Genomic DNA, 19,908 nt, shown 5'->3' on the forward strand with positions numbered 1-19,908 from the left:
TCAGGCAGGCTGGACGCCGGGCTGGGTGTCGATCCAGGTAGCGAGGCGTTCGATTCCCTGCGCGAGATTGTAGCGCGGTTCCCAGCCGAGAACCTCCTTCGCGGCGGCAACGTCAGCCCAGGCGTGGCGCACATCGCCCTGGCGGTACTGGCCGGTGACGTGGGGCTCCGGGGCCCCGTAGTGCGCTGCGATCAGCTGCGCTGCGGTGCCGATCGTCTGGAACTCGCCGGACCCGATATCCATCGGTTCGCCCTGAACGGTGGGGGAGACGGCACCGGCCACGATCGCCGAGGCGACATCGTCGATGAGGATGAAATCACGCCGGACCTCACCGTCTTCGTACAGGGGAATCGACTTCCCGCCCATGGCCATCCGGCAGAAGAGGCTCATGATGCCGGTGTAGGGGTTGATCAGCGACTGCCCGGGGCCGTAAACGTTCTGGAGCCGGAGAATGACAGTCTCGACACCGTACGACTTGGACCAGGCCTGGAGAATGTTTTCCTGGGCCAGTTTCGTAGCCCCGTACACGCTGACGGGGGCCGGGAAGGTTTCGGAGGCCTTCATGGCGACCGGGGTGGCGCCGGGAAAGTCCCACTGGCCCTGGTCCAATGTCGCGCTCGTTCGCTGGCCCGGGTAGAAAGTCTTGCCGGCGGCGTCTTTCCACGCGCCTTCGCCATAAACAGCACGGCTCGATGAAAGGACGATGCGGCGCGGGAGCTTCTTGTGCCTGTTCAGGCCGTCAAGCATCTGCGAGGTACCCACCACGTTGACGTGGGTGTGCCGGGTGGATTCCTCGAGGGACTGGCCGGTGCCGGTTTCCGCGGCCAGGTGGATGATGACATCGGGGGTCACGTCCCGGAGCACCAGGTCCCAGGTGCCGCTCTCAGCGACGTCGGCGACAACCAGTTCAGCCCGCTGGTCAAGCTCGGCCGGCCGCTCCCCGGACTCGTGGATCTGCGGGTGGAGATTATCCACGACGACGACGCGGTCGAAGGCCTCCGCCAGTGCGGGGGAGATGGCGCAGCCGATGAATCCGGCTCCGCCGGTCACGAGAACGGTGCCGCCGGGGCGTGCGGACGTTGCGGGAGAAGTCACTGGAGACCTTTCGTTGCGGGCAGGTTATTTGCCGAAAGCATGTCGGGCGAGGGCCCGCATGGCTGAAGAATTTCGGGTGGCCACGGCTTTGGGGAGGAGCCAGACAGCGTGGGCGCGGGAGGTGGTCCGGAGCCGTGCCGAGCGTGCCGCCCGATACCAGCCGAGTTCTTCGGCCTGGGCGGCGGCGACCTCGAAGTACTCACGCTCGCCCGCGAACCGGGATCCGTCCACCAGCTTCGTTGAAGACGCACTGTTGGAGTGCCTGCGGTAACGGAAGCACAGCGTCGGTTCGATCAGGAGTTGATCACCCTGGAAAATCATGTCCATGACCAAGGCGAGATCCTGAATGATGGGGAACCCCTCGCGGAACTCAACTTCCCGGATCTTTTCGGTCCGGAACGCCAGCGACGGCCAATACAGCCAGTCGCCGTGCATCAGGTTCCTGGCGATTGCTTCGCCGGAGACAAGTTTGCAGCCCTTGGCCCGTGGTTTGACGAGTTTCTGCTTGACGGTGTCGGCCAGGGTGGTGACGACCCGGCTGTCCTCATCGATGACTTCGACTCCGGGCTGGATGACGGCGGCGATGGGGAAGCGCTTGTGGGCCTTCAGGATGACGTCGACGTAGTTGGGAAGGAGGACGTCGTCGCAGCCCAGAATGACCATGACTTCTTCAGTTGCGAGGCCAACGCACGTCCGGTAATTCTCCGTGATTCCCTCGTTCTGTTCCTTGCGGACGTACTTGACCCGGGGATCGTCAATGGTTGCCATGTAGTCCCTGATTTCCAGGGTGGGGTAGGCATCATCGACAACGGTGAGCAGCCAGTCCGGATTTTCCTGGGCCAGAACGCTTTCCACGGTCTCGATCATGTACGCGGGCTCGCCCCAGTAGGGGATGAAGATGTCCAGTGGCATTTAGGAATCGGCGCTTTCGATCGACGGTTCACCGGTCAAAACCGGCGAAATGCTGGCCTGGCCATGCACGCCGTTTGCCCGGGCCGCGGCGTGGGGTGTCTGTGTTGCGGACAGGGACTCAACCTGGGCACGGAGAATTGCGACTTCCTCCGCCAGTGTGCGGGTTTCATCCTCCACTACGGAGATTTCCCAGGACAGGTGGAGGCACACGCCCAGCAGCATGAGGATGCTCATGGTGAAGAGGAGGTTGGAGGGAAGCTGCACTCCAACGAATTCCGCGACGATGTTCAGGAGTCTCGGGAAGGCGGCCAGCACGAGGGTGGCGACACCCACCACAAGCCACAGGACGGCGTACTTTTCCCGGAGTTTCTTGCGCCGAAGCATCTCGACGACCAGTGCGACGATGGCGAGTGCCAAGAGGAAGGCGGCTACGTTGCCCAAAGCTATTTTCCTTTCACAGCGTGCGTCGGCACGGTTACGTGGGAGCGCTTACGTGTCAATGCGAAGAGCAGGGCAAAAATAGACCGGCCGAGGTAGACCGCAGCTTTGGTGGGGTTATGGCTGGGCTTACCGCCCTGGCGGGCACGCATTTCGACAGGGACCTGTGTGACGCGGCACCCGGAACGGACGGCGACGACCAGGGAGTCGATCGTGTCGCCCAAATATTCGGCCGGATAGTGATCGAGGTATTGACTGATTGCGCGTTCGTTGCCGGCGCGGAACCCGCTGGTGACGTCCGTCAGCCGGGTCTTGGCGAGGGCGGAGATGACGCGCGCCAGAAAGACCATAGCCCACTTGCGGGGACCGCTGACCGTGTAATTTCCCCGGTCCGCGAAACGGGCCCCGATCGAAATGTCGGCGTGCTCCAAGCCGGCCAGCACTTCTTCGATGTTCCTGGGATCATGCTGCCCATCCGAATCAACCTGGATGACCTGCTGATAACCAAAGCGCCGCGCGTATTTGAATCCTGCCCGCATGGCACCCCCCACACCCAGGTTGAAGGGGAGATGGAGAACAGCCGCGCCAGCAGCTGCGGCCTCGTCTGCGGTGTTGTCCGTGGAACCGTCGTTGACGACGACGACGTCGTAGCGATTGCTGGTGGCCAAGACCTCTCGAACGGTTTGGCCGATGGCCTCGGCTTCATTCCAAGCGGGCATGATGACCAGAACGCGTGGGGGGACAGTGGGTTGCATGGTCTCCAAACTATATCAATGTCGGGCGAACTCTTTAGTCGGGATGTGCCTGCGGCGGGGCGGACGGCGCCGGGCGATTCAGCGGATCCGGCGCTCCAAATCCGCCGGAATGCGGCCGGTAACGCCTCTCGCGCCGTCGAGGAATCCGTGGCCCGCGGCTCGCAGGAGTGTGATTCGGCCCGGGCTGAAGGCGAACCTGAGCAGGTGCGCTTTGAGCTCTTCAAGGAGCCTGCGGGCCACCCACCGTGGCGCCTTAAGAGCGTAGCGCCGCGTGAGGATAGTGCCGTTGCGGCAGATGTAGTACACCCGGCTGGGCGAGTGATAGTTGTACGAGAGCGCCACGCCCCCGACGCGCACCGGGCGTCCCAGCAGGGTGCCTTCGCGGCGTTGGCCAAGATCGTGTTCAATGTCACAGCCGCGTCCAACGATCACGGCCAGTTTCGCGGAACGGGCACGGATGGTGAACTCGGAATCCACGCCGTCGATGAAGAGGCCCTCGTCAAAGGGGCCGATCCGGGCCAGCGTCGTGGCCGGGACCATAAAGCCTGACTGCATGGGGTCGAAGGCGTGCAGGAAGCCGTCCTGGCTGGGAATGGTGGGGACGGGGTGGCCGCTGTACGAGGCGGCACAGACGAACGCGACATCCAGTCCGGCCGCCAGGGCGTCGGCGTAGGTGCGATGGGCCAGTTCCACGTAATGCTCGTTGACCAGAGAGTCCTGGTCGAGTGTGAGGAAGAAGTCCGGAGACCACTTCTCCGTGGCCGTCCGGATGCCCGCGTTCAGGGCTGCGGCGATTCCCTGGTTGGTCCCCTGGTGGACCACGGTGGCCCCCGCCTCGGCGAGCCGGGCGAACACCGGCGCGGAGTCCGCCGGGGAGCCGTCGTCCACGACGACAATATGGCCGAGCTGGTGGCCGAGCTGCCGCACGGCCTCAACCAGCGCGTCCGGGGGTGAGTACGCGGCGATCACTGCCGCCGTGCGGCCGGGCTGGTTATTTAGCGACATGCTCCGATGCCCTTTCTTCACGTAGGAGTTTGAGGCCTGGAATCAATAGGGCCACGAACAGAACGGCTTCACTCAGGGCCATGCCGAGGGCGATTCCGGGTGCGTTTCCCGTGGCGCCTGCCCAGACCATGGATGCGACACCAACAAGTGCGGAGATCAGCGTCCAGCGCAGGACTTGGGACTGGCGCCCCGCCGGAATCAGCAGGTTGCGGATGAACGGTGTACTCGCACTGAGGAACACGAAGGCGAGTCCGTAGTAGGCGCACAGCTCGGTACTGGCCTGCATCTTGCCGGCGAAGAGCAGGCTGCTGGCCAGCGGTCCGGCCACGGTCAGGACCAGCGCACCCCCAACACCGAGCCCGGCGTGCGCCCAGATGGCCGTGAGGTGCCGGCGGACAGGATTGGCGGCGTCCCTCTCGATGGTCCAGCTCTGGAAGGCATTGCCCAGGGCCACCACGGTGAAGAGCCCAAACCGATAGAGCGTATCCGCGGTCGCAAGGCTGCCCGAGGCCTGCGGCGCCGTGGTGGCGGTGGCGATCGGCGCCGGGGTGGACGCGTACGCGTTTCCTGCCAGGCTGATGCCCGCGGTTTTGGCCTGCCCTTTGAGTCCGCGCAGGGATTCGCGCACGTCCACCGGCAGCCACTGGCCGCCGGGGGAGTAGCGCCGGTGGAAGTCGATCAGGGCCAGAACAGTCGCAACGGCGAGAAGCGCGGTGTAGTGCCAGAGCTGGTGGCCCAGCAAAAGCACGGGAGCCGCCGCCGCGGTCGCAAGGAAACGCGGCACGGTGTCGTAAACGGCCAGTAGCCGGGGCTGCCCTACGCCAATGCAGAACCAGGCCGGCGAAAGCCCGGTCAGCCCCACGGCCCAGGACATTGCGATTGCCTCGGCCCTGAAGCCCGGAACGGCGACCAGAGCCGCGACCAGCCCCGAAAGCGGCAGGACGGCGACCATCAGCAACAGTCGCGTGCGGACACTGCGCAGATAGATGGCGCCGCGTTCGTGGGAATCGGCGGCGCGGGCAATCGCGACCGGGCCGTCAACATTCCAGCCCCAAAGCAGAACGGTGGCAGCGAAAGTCCCGATGGCCTGTCCGGAGATGACGCTCGAAATTCCCTCGGCGCCGACGATACTGGCGATGACCGGAAGCAGGAGCAGGGGCGTAATCAGGGACAGCAGGGGGAGGACCGCGAACCCGGTAAGGCGCAGCAGTACGGTCTTCATGCGAGGCGGGTCCTTGTCGGTCTGGAAGTCAGGGTCAATCCTACGCGAACGGCATGCACGAACCGGCAGCGGCGGTGCCGGGTCGCTTAGGATGAAGGGACGCCGTGGCCGCTGTTGCCCGTCGCCGTCAAGACGTTCCCGAGCAAAGCGAGTCCATGAGTTCTGTCCAGCCCGTCGGTCCTGCCACGACCCGTGCCAGCGTGTGCATGGCCAGCTACAACGGCTCCGCGTACATCGGCGAGCAGCTTGCTTCCATCCTGGCCCAGCTCGGGCCGGCGGACGAGTTGGTCATTGTCGACGACGCGTCGACGGACGGAACAGTCGACGCTGTGCGGGGCATCAGCGACGACCGGATCCGCCTTTACGAGGCACCGTCCAACCAGGGATACGTGAAATCGTTCGAGCAGGCTGTCCGGGCCAGCCGGGGTTCCATAATCTTCCTGTCCGACCAGGACGATGTATGGATCGAGGGCCGGCTGGAGCGGATGATTCAGGCACTGGAAGACCACGCGGTGGTCGCCAGCAATTTCGACGTGCTCGGCGGAGGCCCGCGGCCCTCGATTCCGCGGCTGCGAAGCGGTGACTCCAACAGGCGGGCATCCAATCTGGCCGGCATCCTGGTCGGCTACCGGGCCTACTACGGTTGCGGTATGGCGTTCCGCAGGGAAGTGCTGGACCTCTTTGTGCCGGTGCCGCCGTACCTTCGCGAGTCCCATGACCTGTGGCTGGCGATTTGTGGCAACATCCTCGGCTCGATTGCCCACCTGGATGAGTCGACGCTGCTGCGACGGATCCACGGTGAGAATGCGACGCCGTCGGGCTGGCGGTCCCTTCGGGTGATCCTGTCCGCCCGGGTCGTTCTGCTGAGGCTCCTTGGGGAAGCCTGGCGGCGCAAGGCGGCGCAGCGGCGCCTCCGGACCGCGCGCACCCCCTGATCGCCGGATATTTTCGGTTGCCGGTAAGCTGGCTGAATGCAAAAACTCCTTGTCACCGGCGGTGCCGGCTTCATTGGTTCGAATTTTGTCCACTACGTACTTGAGAACACCGGGGACCACGTCACGGTCTTGGACAAGCTCACCTACGCCGGCAACAGGGAATCCCTGAAGGGCCTCCCCGAGGAGCGTTTCGAGTTCGTCCAGGGCGACATTTGCGATGCCGCCCTGGTGGAGCGGCTGGTCGCCGACTGCGACGTCGTCGTGCACTATGCCGCTGAGTCGCACAATGACAACTCGCTGCACGATCCGCGCCCGTTCCTGGACACGAACATCATTGGGACCTACACCCTGATCGAGGCCGCACGGAAGCACAACAAGCGCTTCCACCACATCTCCACGGACGAGGTCTACGGCGACCTCGAGCTCGACGATCCGGAGCGGTTCACCGAGAGCACCCCGTACAACCCCTCCAGCCCGTATTCCTCCACCAAGGCGGGCTCGGACCTGTTGGTGCGCGCCTGGGTGCGGTCCTTCGGCCTGCAGGCCACTATCAGCAACTGCTCCAACAATTACGGCCCGTACCAGCACGTGGAAAAGTTCATCCCGCGCCAGATCACCAACGTCATCGATGGCATCCGCCCCAAGCTGTACGGCAAGGGCGAGAACGTCCGTGACTGGATCCACGCCAACGACCACTCCTCCGCCGTCCTGGCCATCATCGCCAAGGGAAGGGTCGGGGAGACCTACCTGATCGGCGCCGACGGCGAGAAGAACAACAAGGACGTCGTCGAGCTGATCCTCAAGCACATGGGCCAGGCGCCGGACGCCTACGACCACGTGGTGGACCGCCCGGGCCACGACCTCCGCTACGCCATCGACTCGTCCAAACTGCGCGACGAACTCGGCTGGGAGCCGAAGTTCTCCAACTTCGAGGCCGGCATCGAAGACACCATTGCCTGGTACCGGAACAACGAGGACTGGTGGCGTCCGCAGAAGGCCGCCACCGAAGCCAAGTACAAGGAACAGGGCCAGTAGACCATGTCGATCGAGTTCTCGAAGAAGCTCACCGCACACGAAACCCCGATTCCCGGCGTCGTCGTCTACGACCTTCCGGTCCACGGCGACAACCGCGGCTGGTTCAAGGAGAACTGGCAGCGCGAAAAAATGGTGGCTCTCGGCCTGCCGGACTTCCGGCCGGTGCAGAACAACATCTCGTTCAACGAGACGGCCGGCACCACCCGAGGCATCCATGCCGAGCCGTGGGACAAATTCATCTCCATTGCGACGGGCAGGATTTTCGGCGCGTGGGTCGACCTGCGGGAAGGCCCCACCTTCGGCGCAGTGTTCACCGCCGAATTGGACCCCAGCCAGGCCATCTTCATTCCGCGCGGGGTGGGTAACGCCTTCCAGACGCTGGAGGACAACACCGCCTACACCTACCTCGTCAATGACCACTGGTCCGCCGATGCGCAGGGCCAGTACACATTCCTGAACCTCGCCGATGAAACCGCCGCGATCGCCTGGCCCATTCCCCTGGACCAGGCGGAGCTCTCCGACAAGGACAAAGCCCACCCGCGACTGGCGGATGTTGCACCTATGCCGGCCAAAAAGACGCTCGTTGTGGGCGCCGACGGCCAGCTCGGAAAGGCGCTTCGCAAACTCTACGACGGCGACGCTTCCGTCGAGTTCGCCGGGCGGGCCGAGTTTGACCTGGGCAGTGCGGACTCGTTCGCGGCCCGGCACTGGAAGAACTACTCAACCATCATCAACGCGGCCGCATACACCGCCGTCGACGACGCTGAAACGCCGGAGGGCAGGGCTGCCGCCTGGGCCATCAACGTCGCCGCCGTCGCGCGGCTGGCCCGGACCGCCGTCGAACACGATCTGCTGCTTGTCCATGTTTCCTCGGACTACGTTTTTGACGGCAGCCGGGACGTCCACGTTGAGGATGAGCCGTTGTCCCCGCTGGGGGTCTACGGGCAGTCCAAGGCGGCGGGCGACGCCGTGGTCAGCGTCGTCCCGCGTCACTACATCGTGCGCACCAGCTGGGTGATCGGCGAGGGCAATAACTTCGTGCGAACCATGGCCTCCCTCGCAGGGCGGGGAATCGAGCCCTCGGTCGTGAACGACCAGGTCGGCCGCCTGAGCTTCACCGAGGACATCGCTGCCGGAATCCGGCACCTGATCGAGACGGGCGCCCCGTTCGGAACCTATAACCTCAGCAACGAGGGTGCCCCGCAGTCCTGGGCAGACATCGCCGCTGACGTCTACGAACTGACGGGCGCTTCCCGCGGCGCTGTCAGCGGAGTCAGCACCGAAGACTACTTCCGTGGCAAATCGGTCTCGCCGCGGCCCGCGAACAGCGTTCTGGACCTGGCCAAGATTGAGGCCACGGGCTTCGTCCCGGCCACCGCCGGGGAACGCCTGCAGGACTACCTGGCGAGGCGCTAGCCGTCCGTGCCGGAAGCGGCCGGGACCAGCCCTGGTGCAACGGGCCGGACCCGGCCGCTTTCGTGTCGGAATTGGGCGGGAAGTAGCTGTGCCGTAAAGTTTCCTTCGGACCGGCGGCCCACTGTGGCTGCGTTATTCGAACCAGCCGCAGGTAGTCATGTCATTTAGATCCGCTTTTGACCCCAGATCCAATTCACTGAACGCGGTCAGGCTTGTCCTGGCCCTTTCGGTTGTCGTGTCCCATTCCTGGGCCCTGGCCGGTGCCGGCCCGGAGCCGGAGCTGGGGGAAGCCAACCTCGGCGTGTGGGCGGTGTTCGGGTTCTTCGGAATCTCTGGTTACTTGATCAGCCGAAGCAGGCTCTCCCGCCATTCCGTGCGGCAGTTCTACCGCGCGCGCTTCCTTCGCCTGTTTCCAGGATTCGTCGTCTGTCTGCTCGCAGTGGCATTTGTCTTCGCGCCGCTGTCATTGTTGTGGGCGCCGGCGGCCAGTTTCTCCATCCTTGACCAAATTGGCTACGTCCTGAGGAACCTGCTGCTCTACCCGCCGGTCCTGGGCCAGTACGACATCGGATCCACGCTCTCGGCGGTGCCCTTCGTCGATGTGTGGAACGGGCCGCTGTGGACACTCTTCTGGGAAGCAAGCTGCTATGTGCTGGTCGGTGTCGCAGCCAGTCTTATGCCGCGCCGCCTGCTCGGGCCGTTCATGATTGCCACCCTGATCGCTGCGTCCGCGGCCACCCTGGTTGCCGAGCACAGCCCTGCGGTTCCCCTCCTGATCACCAGGACGCTGCCGATGCTGGCTGCCTTTGCCGGCGGCGCCGTGCTGTTCCTCTACGACGAGAAGTTCATCCGCAGGTGGGCGGTCCCTGCCGCCGTGACGCTGATCCTGGTCTCCGTGGCAACTGGCACCGCCACCGTCCTCGCGCCCCTGCCGTTTACGTATCTCCTGTTTGTCCTGAGCGCGATCATCCCGCTGAGGCAGGTCGGCTCCCGCTTCGACATCTCGTACGGTGTCTACATTTATGGCTGGCCCGTGCAGCAGATGGTGGCTCTGATTGCCGGGGACAGCCTTCCCGTATGGCTGTTTATTGCCATAAGTGTGGCCGGAACCCTGCCGCTTGCGTACCTGAGCTGCCGCTACGTCGAGCAGCCCGCGCTGGCTTTCAAGACCCCCCGGGTCCCGGCCGCTGTCGGGGCAGACGCCAGCTAAACCCCGCCCCCGCCTGGTGGGGGCGGGGTGCCCCGATCAGGCGTCCTTGGAGGGCGCCCGATGGGGCACCGCCGCGGCGGGCACCGCATCCTTGGTCCGCGGTGTCGTGGTTCCGCCGGGTGCCGTGGTTCCGCCGGAGACGGGAACTGCCGGCTTCTCGTGCTGCGGTGCAGTGACCCAGCGGTGCAGGAGTACCGCGCCCGCAACCAGGACGGCCAGGTAGAGGACGGCCAGGGTGATCCAGCCGAACGGAGGCTGCCACTGCGGTGCGATCAGCATGTCGCGCCAGTTGGAGCTGTCCTGGAGCCCAATGACGTAGCGGCGGAGGCCGTAGATAAAGCTGTAGAAGTGACCAAACACGGCGAGGGAGAGCACGATGACGCTGGCGCGGCGGCCGACGTCGGGCCGTTCGATTGAGAACGACCTCATGGCGACGCCGCAGGCCGTGACCAGGACCACCACGAGGGCCAGAATGTAGCGGCCCTGCCAGATGAGTCCCACGTCCTTTGCCAGCGGGATCTGCAGGAGCGGTGGCAGGAAGATGACCGCAGCCGTGAGGAAGGCCACGGTCAGGCGTCCCGCCCGGTCGGCCACGGATAGGGAGACGGCAATCGCCCCGATGATGAGGGCTGCCCAAACGGCCAGGGTCCCCGGCGGGCCGGGTGTGTCCAGCCAGCCCAGGAAGGACACATAGCCGACCGCGAATTCGAAGGTCCTGTCCAGCATGATGGTCACGATCTGCGTCGGCGTCGCATCGATGCCTTGGCCCATGAGGTTCTGGAGGCTGTTGGCCATCCGGAGCCATAGAAGTGACAGTGCGCAGCCGACGGCGACGACTCCGACCATGATCCAGCCGAACCTCTGTTTCAGCACCGACAGCAGCGGCCGGTAGCCGAAGAGCAGCAGTGAGGCGATGACGGCAAGCCCGAGCCACAGCAGCGACGCGGCCCGCGTATTGGCCAGCACGACGGCGGATACGGCCGCAGCTGCCAGCGGACCCTTCCAGGCGTTGCCCGCGTCGATTCTGTCCCACGTCAGGCAGAGGGCTGCGAAGAGGGACATGGAGGTCGCGATCTCCAGCGAATTCGGATTCACCGCGCCGGAGAGGAAAAAGACCATGGGAGTCAGGGCTAGGGAGCCAACGAACACCGGCAGCCGCCAACGGCGCAGCCCGGCAAGACAGACCAGGGCGAGGGCCACAAAGGCAGCGCTGAGCAGTCCGCTGACGATGCGCATGGCGTAGATAGCCTTGGCTCCCGTCAGAAAGAGGCTCGGAAGGCCCGTGACTTCGTAGTACATGGGGTTGTAGTTGCCCGCGCTGGTGGGCGCCTTCACCATTGTGGTGCCGGATGACAGCGGCGGGCTGCAGCTGGCCGGGATGAGCTGCTTCCAAGCGAAGCACGATGGAAGACCGTCGGTTGACGCAATGAACAGCGGAACCTCAACTTGTGAGCGTTCGCCCTGGGCGGTGCCCGACTCGCCTTGCAGCTGACCCCTGACCACTGAGGCGGCCTTGATGACGTGTGCTTGTTCGTCCGGAACGGAGATGAGCGGGCTGGCCAGGGACCACAGGGTCGTCAGCAGGCCGAGGATTGCAAAGGCTGCGAAGAAACGCAGCAGGCCTGTCGGGATTTTACCGGTTGGCAGCGAAGGCAGTGAAGGCATGGTTCTCTCTGGGGCGGCGTCAGGGGTTCTAGCTCACTCTACAAGCTACGAGACGTCCGGCGGATGCGATCGGCAACTCGATCCACCGCCGGATTTTGCCGTCATGCTGACCGTGCGCGCCGTCGAGATGGACTTTGCAGGGTACTGGTCTAGACTGTCTTGGTGTCACTGAGCCAGGACGGTGCGGACAAATCAACGAGTACGGGCGGTATTTTCACATCATGAGGGATAGTTCCATGAGTCTGGTCCGCCGCATCCAACACTTCGTCCGTAATGGTCACCTCGTAAAATTTCTTGCGGTGGGCGCCGCGTCCTTTGCTATCGACCTGGGTCTGCTCGCTTTGCTCCACGAGGGCGCCGGCGTCGACTTGTGGATCGCTACGCCGATCGCGTTCCTGAGCAGCCTGGTCTTCAACTTCCTGGTCCAGCGAAAATTCACCTTCCAGTCGGATGAGCGGGCCCACGTCAGCTTCCTTAAATACGGCGCGCTGGTGGTGTTCAATGTGGTCGCAACCGACGTGATCGTCAATATGATTGCAGGCACCGGACAGTCCTACGCCATCGGCAAGGTGATTGCGACCGTTGCCACCACCGGCTGGAACTTCCTGTTGTACAAGCACTGGATCTTCAAGTCCGCCCCCGTGGCCGACGAGCATGTTGATGTAACGGCCGTGGGCACCCCCAGCGCCGGTCACCGCGGTGATGAATAAGCGGCGGTGATCCGGGCTTCTCGGCAAGCCCCTCAAGGCGTCTCCCGGAGCGCGCACAAGGCGTCTCCCGGGGCGCGCACACCCCAGCGGCCAAGGTCGGGGCGGACCCTGCTCTGCCTGTGAATCGCCAACAACTCATGAACGGTTGAGCCCCCCAGCGCCAGGCGCTGGGGGGCTCAGTGGTTCAGGCGTGCCGGGAGGGTTTCTCGGGCACGTCCCCAGGCTCGTCCCGGGGTGGGCTGTCCACCGTCGGGCGGCGGATCCGTCCCGCGAAGTTGGGTAACCGGGCGAGGGAGTAACCCGGGAAGAAGTAGGCGTAGGCCGCTGAGGCCCCGAGATAGATCAGAATGGCGTACACCACGGCCAGCAAGATCCAGCCGAACGGCGGCTGCCAATCGGGGCGCGTGAGCATGACCTGCCAGTTCCCGGAATCCTTCAGGCCGACCACAAAACGGCGGAGTACGTACACAAAGGTGTAGATATGCGCGACGGCGGCGGCGGCCACCAGCACCCGTGCGACGCCCCTGAAACTCGGCGCCGGGTCGAAGCGGCGGAATCGCACGGCCATGCCCGCGGAGATCATCGCGATCATGAACAGCGGCAGGTTGTAGCGCCCCTGCCAGATATACCCCACGGAGCCAATCAGGCCGGCCTGCACCACGGCCGGGACTATTGCAAGGGCGCCGGCGGCGATCCAGAACCCCACCGCATTCCGCCGGGGCCGCGCCGTGAACGGAACCAGCAGCGCCAGCATCAGGAGCATGCTCCAGAACTGGATGACGGCCTGCGGGGCCGGGACCTCGAGCCAGCCCATGACGCCGATGTACTGGGGCACGAAATCAAAGGCGCGGTCGATCATGGTGAGGAACGCCTGGTGGGGCCGCACACCGGCAACGAGGTTTGTGATGCCCTCCGGAGCTGCGGCTGTTGAACCCGGCGCAAAGAGCATCAGGACAATCCAGAGAAGCCCGAGTCCCACCCCCACCAGCATGACGCCGGCGGTGATCAGCACCGTGCGGTTGTGGAACAACTTGCCGAGGCTGCGGAATCCGTAGAAAGCGACCGCAACGACAAACGCGATCAAAAGCCACACGAGTGAAACGTTCCGGGTGTTCGCCAGCACCACAACGGAGATACCCACGGTGGCAATCGCCGGCTTCACCTGTCCTAGCCGGCTCGAACTCTCCAAACACACCAGGAGCCCGCAAAACGCCGCCATGGTGGCTGCCACTTCCAGCGAATTCGGATTGATGCCCGAGGACAGAAACAGCACCATTGGGGTGATGGCGACGGCGGCGGCGGCAAGCGGCCATTTGGGGTTCCTGAGCTTCGTCAGGGCGGTCATTCCGGCGGCCAGGAACGCGGTGCACAGGAGCGCGCTGGCGATTCGCATGCCGATAATGGCGGGGGCACCGGTCAGGAAGAGGCTGGGGAGACCGACAAGCCAGTAGTACATGGGATTGTAAAGGCCGGCCGACGTGACGCCGATGGTGAGGTAGTTGTCGTCCATGGGCACGGCCGGGGCGCAGGCTGCCGTGACGTCGCGCTTGAAGGCCGTGCAGGTCTGGGCCGAGAGGTTCGCAATGTAGGAGGGAACCTGAACGTGCACGCCGTGCCCGAAGGACTGGCCCTCCTGTACCGTGAACTGCCCGCGGGCCACGGCGGCCGCCTTGATGGTGTGCGAGGGCTCGTCGGGGTAAGCCATCAGCGGGGTGGCCAGCGACCAGAGGGAGGCGAGCAACCACAGCAGCGCAAAGGTGCGGAAGAACGGCCTGAGGGGATGCCTTTCACGCCCCGGGGCGGGACGCCTGAGCCAACGGTGCGGTCTGGACTCGGTCCTATCGGTGGTCATCATGCTCCGCTTTGATTGTTCCAACTGCTGCTCGGGACCGCTCCAGGGCCGCAACGCTCGGCGAGCCGACCTGGGCGAAATACGTCGAATTGGCCTGGCCGCCCTCGCCGGTGACGTATTCGGCCCATGACCTGACCAAACGTGCGAGGGCAGGATTTTTGTAATCATGGCAAAACGCCTGGTAGCCGACGAATCCCAGGGAATAGCCCGGGGCCCGGCCGGCCTGCAGGGCCAGTTGGACGCCGCCGCCGGGAGCTTCGCTGACGATGCCGTGGTCCACCGCGACTGCCAGTGCGTCGTCGGTGACCTTGATGAACTCGTCCCCGAACTTCAGCGTCGCGGTCGAGAACCGCGTGCCAATCGATGCACGGTCCATAAACGCGATTGCGCCGGCGGTGTTGTCCACCTTGGTGGCCACGTCGGAGTACCTCTCGACCGACTGGCCTGCAGTGGTGTCGGGCCACCGCCGCGTCACCGGGGGATACGCCGCCGCTTCCGGGTCCGATTTGAAGTACTCGCCGACCGCTTGGGTCAGCCCGGACTCCGCTTTGGCCCAGATCGGCACTATGTCCTTGGCCGGCAGATCGGTGCCCGGGTTCAGCTCCTTGATTCGGCGGTCATCCCAGCGGGTGATCCTGCCCTGGAAAATCGCGGCCAACAGGGACTGGTCCAGGCGGACGTTACGCAGCCCGGAAACGTTGTAGGCGACACCTACGGCTGTCACCGATGTGGGTACTGCAAACGCACCCTCGGGCCCGCAGCTTGCCTTGGACAGTTCCCAGTCACCGGCCGTCAGTTGTGAGTCCAGGCTGGCAAAGTGAGCCATGCCTCGAAACAAGGCGTCCCGGCCGCTCGCGTCGCCGTCCGGAGAGAACCGCAGGGAGGTCTGGGGATTATCTTTCGACCAGCCTTGCTGCCACGCGGAAATCGGGGAGAGCTGACTGACGCTGCCGATCGCGGTGAGGGACCCTGTGACTCCGGAGCCGTATTGGGCAGCACTGCATGAGGTGAGTCCCACGGTGCTCAGCAAGGCCAGCAGGACAAGGGCGTGCCTGCGAGGCTTACAGCGCATCCCGTCGTTCTCCTTCGTCTAGAACCGCGACGCCGACAGTTCGGCCCGTCTCAACCTTAGCCGCAGTCGTCGTCGCCCCCTCAGCCCGGGCGACGGCAGGCGCGCGGACCGGCTGCTGAGGTGAGAGCGCCGTCGTGGGCATTCCTGGCCCAGACCCCACCGTCCGGAAGAGCGCTCGATAGATGAGAACGGCGCCGGCGGTAAGCGTGATGAGATAGGCGGCTGACAGTGTCGGCCAGCCGAGGGGCGGCTGCCACGCCGCGTCCCACATCTCGCTCCAGTTGGTGTGCTCGGCGAAGATCCCCACCGTATACCTTCGGAGGGTGTGGATAAACGCGTAGAACTGGGCAGCGACCACGGCGCCCAAGGCCCAGCGGGCAGCGGTCCTGCTGATGACTGAAACAGGGAAAGCACGGTCGCGCAGCGCGACGGCAGAGGCGATGACCAGCAAGGCAAGGAGCGCCAGCAGGTAGCGTCCCTGCCAGATGTAGCCAATTTCCTGGATGACCTGCGCTTGGAGGATCGCGGGGAGGAAGACAATCGAGACCACGATCAGCCCCAGCGCCCAGCGGCTGCGCCGCGACCGGGCCGTGAGTCCGGCGAGGAACACGGCTGCAATGGCGAAATGCCACAACATCTGCACACCCTTTGGAGCCGGCGTGTCCAGCCAGCCCATCAGCCCGATGTATCCCTCGGTATAACTGAAAGTGCGGTCCAGCATGGTGACGAAGGCTTGGTCGGGCGTGACTGCTGACGGGATGCCGCCGAGGCTTTTGAAGCTGTCTGCCACCAGGAGCCATCCGAGTCCGAGCGCACAACCCAGCCCGGCCAGCGCCGTCATGGCCAGGCCCAGCCTGGTCTTCACGGCGGACCAGAGCGGCCGCCATCCAAACATCATGACGGCGACGAGGACAGCGAGCGCGAGCCAGAGCAGGGACAGTGCACGCGTATTGGCCAGTGCGGCGGCGGATAGGCCAACAGCCCAAAGCGGACCCCGGACTTTGGAGAGATTGTGGGTGTTTTCCAGAACGACGGAAAGGCTTAGGAAGAGTGAAGCCGTCGTGGCGATTTCGAGCGAATTCGGATTGATCGAACCGGAGAGGAAGAGCACCATCGGTGTGAGGGCAACCACGCATCCGATGAGGGGCCACTGGGGATTCTTCATCCTCCGCGCTGCTGCGAAAGCCATGGTGAGGAAGACTGCCGAGATGAGCCCGCTGACTATCCGCATGGCATATAGCGCGGGTGCGCCGGACAGAATCCGTGACGGGGCCCCGACGGCGAGATAGTAGACCGGGTTGTAGTTGCCCGCCGAGGTCAGCGCCGGTGTCGGTGTCCGGTGGTCGGCGTTGACCTCCGGCGCACAATCGGCTGTCTTTCCCGGGTTGAAGCCGTAGCAGACCTGCAGCCCTAATTCGGCGAAGTACTGTGGCACCTGCACGAGGGCTGGATCCCCTTGCTTGCCGCTGGGTTGTCCCTGCAACTGTCCGCGAACCACCGCTGCGGCCTTGATGGCATGGGCGGGTTCATCGGGAACAGCCATGATTGGGGACGCCAGTGACCACAGGGTGGTGAGCGCGGCCAGGACAAGGAAGATTGAGACCACTGGCATCAGCGATGCCCGGGCCGGAATCAGACGGGGCAACCGGCCCGGAATCGTTGAGTGCATGATGATCCAAGCTATCACTTTCGGCGTCCGCGCCCGGACATGTCCGGCCGCGGGTTGACCGCAGTCGGGGCGTTACAAGCTGCCAGCAAAAGCCCTTCCCAGGTACCCCTGGCTGGGTTTCATTCCTGTGCCGGAGTAGCTCCAGAGTGAACCGTCGGGACGGCGCGCCACCAGGTCCGGAGCCGGATCGCCGTCGAGGTTCCAGCCGGCCACAACACGGTCGAAAATGTTCCAGCCGGTCCCGATCCGGCGGGACGGCGATAGCTTGCCTGTTCCGTCTCCGGCGTAGAACCACAGGGTCCCGTCGGGACGCCGGGCCAGGATGTCGTTATTGCCGTCGCTGTTGAAGTCGCCGACGCCGAAGAGTGCGTCGAAAACGTCCCAGCCGAACGCGCCTATCTTTACGCCGGGCAGGTAGCCGCCGCTACTGGCATTGACGACGCCCGTGCCGCGGTAGAGCCACAGTGAGCCGTCCTTGCCGCGGGCCAGAAGGTCGTTCTTACCGTCGCGGTCAAGGTCACCGGTCCCCATGATGATATTGAAGGCGTCCCAGCCGAACATGCCAATCTGGACTGCCGGAAGGTAACCGTTGCTGCCGGCATCCACACGGCCTGTCCCTGCGTAGAGCCACAGGCTGCCGTCGGGCTTGCGGGCCACAAGGTCGTTCTTGCCGTCGCCGTTGAAGTCGCCAACGGCCACGAGGGCATCGAAACCGTCCCAGCCGAAGTTGCCGATCTTACGGGCAGCGCCGTAGGCTCCCGTGCCCGTTCCGGGGTAGAACCAGAGGCTGCCGTCCCGCATGCGGGCGAGCAGGTCGGCCTTGCCGTCGCCGTTGAAGTCTTTGGTCCCCACGAGCATATCGAAGGCGTCCCAGCCGAAGTTTCCGATCTTCTGGGGGCTTTGATACCCCTGGTCCCGCATGGCGGTTCCGGCGTAGAAGTAGATGGAACCGTCGGGCTGGGTGCCAACGAAGTCGGCGAGGCCGTCGCCGTTGCCGTCGCCGGTGCCCACAATTTGATCGTAAATTCCCCAGCCGGTGCCGATCTGCTGAGGATTGATGAGGGTGGTATTCCCGGAGTTCGCGTAGAACCAGAGGGTACCGTCCGGTTTGCGCCCCACGAGGTCGCTGGTGCCGTTTCCGTCGAAGTCCTGAATGGCAGTCAGCTGGTCGAAGACCTCCCAGCCGAAGTCGATTTTCCGGCCGCTGCCGGTCTGTCCGTTGCCTTGGCCGGAGTAGAGGTACAGGCTCCCGTCGGCCGTCCGGGTGAGGAGGTCAGCCTTGCCGTCGCCATCGAAATCGCGGACGCCGAGGATGCTGGTGAAGGCATCCCAGCCAAAGTTCCCGATCTTGACGGCGCCACGGTAGCCCTCGCTCGATGCGGAAACGACTCCGGTGCCGGCGTAGAACCACAGGGAGCCGTCCAGCTTGCGGGCCACGATGTCGTTCCGGCCGTCGCCGTTGTAGTCGCCGACTCCCACCAGGCTGTCGTAAATCTCCCACCCGGTGCCGATTCTCCGGCTAACCGGGTAGCCCCCGGAACCGTCTCCGGAATGAAGCCAGAGCTCGCCGTTCGCCCTGCGCTGGATAAGGTCCGAGATTCCGTCGCCGTCGAAATCTCCGGGCGAAAAGACTTTCCGGGTGGGGTCGGTGCGCGGCGTTCCGGTGGCGAAACGCTGCAGGCCCGCGTAATCCCCGGCCCAGACGTTCTGGTCCCCGGCGAACTTTCCGGAGTCGGCGTACTGCCAGATGCTGTAGGTGGACCAGCTTGCCGGGATGGGTCCGGCATTGTCCGAGGGTGCGCTGGGGTAGGAAGCCAGCCACAGCGGGTTGTCGCCGAAGCCCAGGGGGTTTCCGACGCAGTCCTTCCACCAGTAGTTACCGGTGTAGATAACGGGCAGCCGGCCGGTCAGCGAGAGCATCGTGTTGCTGAAGTCCCTGGCCCAGGCGGTGAGCGCATCCGGAGACATGTCATAACAGATGTTGCCCTGATAGAAGCCGTTGATGGTCCGGCCTGCGTACGGGTTGCCCTCGAAATCCAGCACCGGCGGCATCGTGTAACCGTCCCCGGACCATCCACCGCCGCTCTGCACAAAGATTCGCGCCTGGTCGGCACCGGAAGACGCCGCAGGGTTGGCGTAGTGGTACGCGCCGCGGATGAGGCCTGCGGCCTGCGCCCCGGAGTATTGAGAGGCGAAGACGGGATTGGTGTAGTAGTTGCCTTCGGTCGCTTTGATGTAGGCGAACCGTGCTCCCAGGTTCCATTGCTGCCCCCAGTCGACGGAGGGCTGGTGTTCGCTGACGTCCAAGCCCGGGACGCCGAACGTTGGCTGCCATGTTCCCTGTGTTGTCAAGGTCCTGGCTGCGGTTCCCGTTGTGGCAGCGAGGCCCTGACCCATTTCCGCTCCGCCTCCGGCGGTTGCCTGGGCCATGGCCGTGCGGTAGTCCGGTGCGGCAGGGGTCGAGGTTGGCGCGGCGGTAGCCGGCGCCGCAGTGCCCTGGGGCGCAGCGGTGGTGGGCGCCGGTGCCGGTGTCGCGGTCTGCGTGGGCGTCGGTGCGGGCGGGGCGGCTGGCGTAGCTGTCACGGCGGCCGTTGGGGCCGGGGAAGGCTCGAGCGCCACAACCGGCGCCGGCACGGCAAATCCCGTCAGTACGGCGGCTGCCAGCAGCACGGCGCCGGCTTGCCGCACGTGATGGGGCTTGTAGTTGGCTTGGGTCCGCTTCATTTCCACTCCGGAACAGCGACGCACTCTGCAGCAGCGTCATAGGGGTCTCAGGTCACGGTCGGACTGCTGGTTGCCTGCCCGGCTGAGAGAACGTCTGACTTATCGCGCCCACCGTAGCACCGGCGCAAGAGTGAAACTAGAGTTTCGGATGTTACGGATGTGAACATTGTTATAACGGATTTTCCGGCTTTTC

16 protein-coding genes are annotated in these 19,908 nt (G+C 64.7%); 5 read left to right on the forward strand and 11 right to left on the reverse strand.

The window, feature by feature from the left end; all coding sequences use genetic code 11:
- From AC6I9V_RS13720 to AC6I9V_RS13745, 6 genes are all read right to left on the reverse strand, one after another.
- On the reverse strand, positions 1-1,095 hold the full coding sequence (locus tag AC6I9V_RS13720; RefSeq protein ID WP_349412091.1) for an NAD-dependent epimerase/dehydratase family protein: 1,095 nt from the start codon (positions 1,093-1,095) through the stop codon (positions 1-3).
- A gap of 24 nt (positions 1,096-1,119) precedes the next feature.
- A complete protein-coding gene (locus AC6I9V_RS13725) occupies positions 1,120-2,007 on the reverse strand; it encodes a glycosyltransferase family 2 protein (RefSeq protein ID WP_349412092.1) in 888 nt (295 codons plus the stop codon).
- Positions 2,008-2,448, reverse strand: coding sequence for a DUF2304 domain-containing protein (locus AC6I9V_RS13730; protein WP_349412093.1), 441 nt, complete (start codon positions 2,446-2,448; stop codon positions 2,008-2,010).
- Between the two features lie 2 nt (positions 2,449-2,450).
- Entirely contained in the window at positions 2,451-3,200 is a 750-nt protein-coding gene (locus tag AC6I9V_RS13735; protein WP_497899815.1) for a glycosyltransferase family 2 protein, read from the reverse strand.
- A 78-nt stretch (positions 3,201-3,278) separates the two neighbouring features.
- Complete coding sequence (locus tag AC6I9V_RS13740; protein WP_497899816.1) at positions 3,279-4,205, reverse strand: glycosyltransferase; 927 nt, start codon at positions 4,203-4,205, stop codon at positions 3,279-3,281.
- Entirely contained in the window at positions 4,192-5,427 is a 1,236-nt protein-coding gene (locus AC6I9V_RS13745) for a lipopolysaccharide biosynthesis protein (protein WP_497899817.1), read from the reverse strand. The genes AC6I9V_RS13740 and AC6I9V_RS13745 overlap by 14 nt, the downstream gene beginning before the upstream one ends.
- A gap of 155 nt (positions 5,428-5,582) precedes the next feature.
- Between AC6I9V_RS13745 and AC6I9V_RS13750 the strand changes: the two genes are divergently transcribed.
- The 4 genes from AC6I9V_RS13750 to AC6I9V_RS13765 all read left to right on the forward strand — a co-directional run bounded on the left by AC6I9V_RS13750 (position 5,583) and on the right by AC6I9V_RS13765 (position 10,023).
- On the forward strand, positions 5,583-6,362 hold the full coding sequence (locus tag AC6I9V_RS13750; RefSeq protein WP_349412098.1) for a glycosyltransferase family 2 protein: 780 nt from the start codon (positions 5,583-5,585) through the stop codon (positions 6,360-6,362).
- 36 nt (positions 6,363-6,398) lie between these two features.
- On the forward strand, positions 6,399-7,397 hold the full coding sequence (rfbB, locus tag AC6I9V_RS13755; protein ID WP_349412099.1) for a dTDP-glucose 4,6-dehydratase: 999 nt from the start codon (positions 6,399-6,401) through the stop codon (positions 7,395-7,397).
- A 3-nt stretch (positions 7,398-7,400) separates the two neighbouring features.
- Positions 7,401-8,813 carry a sugar nucleotide-binding protein gene (locus AC6I9V_RS13760; RefSeq protein WP_349412101.1) on the forward strand — a complete coding sequence of 471 codons (1,413 nt, stop codon included), beginning with the start codon at positions 7,401-7,403 and terminating at the stop codon, positions 8,811-8,813.
- Positions 8,814-8,970: 157 nt separating this feature from the next.
- Positions 8,971-10,023, forward strand: a complete 1,053-nt coding sequence (locus AC6I9V_RS13765) for an acyltransferase family protein (RefSeq protein ID WP_349412102.1) — start codon at positions 8,971-8,973, stop codon at positions 10,021-10,023.
- Between the two features lie 36 nt (positions 10,024-10,059).
- Here the strand turns inward: AC6I9V_RS13765 and AC6I9V_RS13770 are convergent, their stop codons facing one another.
- Positions 10,060-11,688: a DUF2142 domain-containing protein gene (locus AC6I9V_RS13770; RefSeq protein WP_349412103.1), complete on the reverse strand. Its 1,629-nt coding sequence runs from the start codon at positions 11,686-11,688 to the stop codon at positions 10,060-10,062.
- Positions 11,689-11,924: 236 nt separating this feature from the next.
- Between AC6I9V_RS13770 and AC6I9V_RS13775 the strand changes: the two genes are divergently transcribed.
- Complete coding sequence (locus AC6I9V_RS13775) at positions 11,925-12,398, forward strand: GtrA family protein (RefSeq protein WP_349412105.1); 474 nt, start codon at positions 11,925-11,927, stop codon at positions 12,396-12,398.
- A 184-nt stretch (positions 12,399-12,582) separates the two neighbouring features.
- On the opposite strand, the gene AC6I9V_RS13780 is transcribed toward AC6I9V_RS13775, so the two are convergent.
- The 4 genes from AC6I9V_RS13780 to AC6I9V_RS13795 form a co-directional block, all read right to left on the reverse strand.
- Complete coding sequence (locus AC6I9V_RS13780) at positions 12,583-14,250, reverse strand: DUF2142 domain-containing protein (RefSeq protein ID WP_497899818.1); 1,668 nt, start codon at positions 14,248-14,250, stop codon at positions 12,583-12,585.
- On the reverse strand, positions 14,237-15,322 hold the full coding sequence (locus AC6I9V_RS13785; protein WP_349412107.1) for a substrate-binding domain-containing protein: 1,086 nt from the start codon (positions 15,320-15,322) through the stop codon (positions 14,237-14,239). The genes AC6I9V_RS13780 and AC6I9V_RS13785 overlap by 14 nt, the downstream gene beginning before the upstream one ends.
- On the reverse strand, positions 15,312-16,991 hold the full coding sequence (locus AC6I9V_RS13790) for a DUF2142 domain-containing protein (protein ID WP_349412108.1): 1,680 nt from the start codon (positions 16,989-16,991) through the stop codon (positions 15,312-15,314). Before AC6I9V_RS13790 ends, AC6I9V_RS13785 begins: the two co-directional genes overlap by 11 nt.
- A 72-nt stretch (positions 16,992-17,063) precedes the next feature.
- Positions 17,064-19,715: a GH25 family lysozyme gene (locus AC6I9V_RS13795; protein WP_349412109.1), complete on the reverse strand. Its 2,652-nt coding sequence runs from the start codon at positions 19,713-19,715 to the stop codon at positions 17,064-17,066.
- Positions 19,716-19,908: the final 193 nt, after the last annotated feature.

Source organism: Arthrobacter sp. SlRoot2-15 (genome assembly GCF_059739345.1).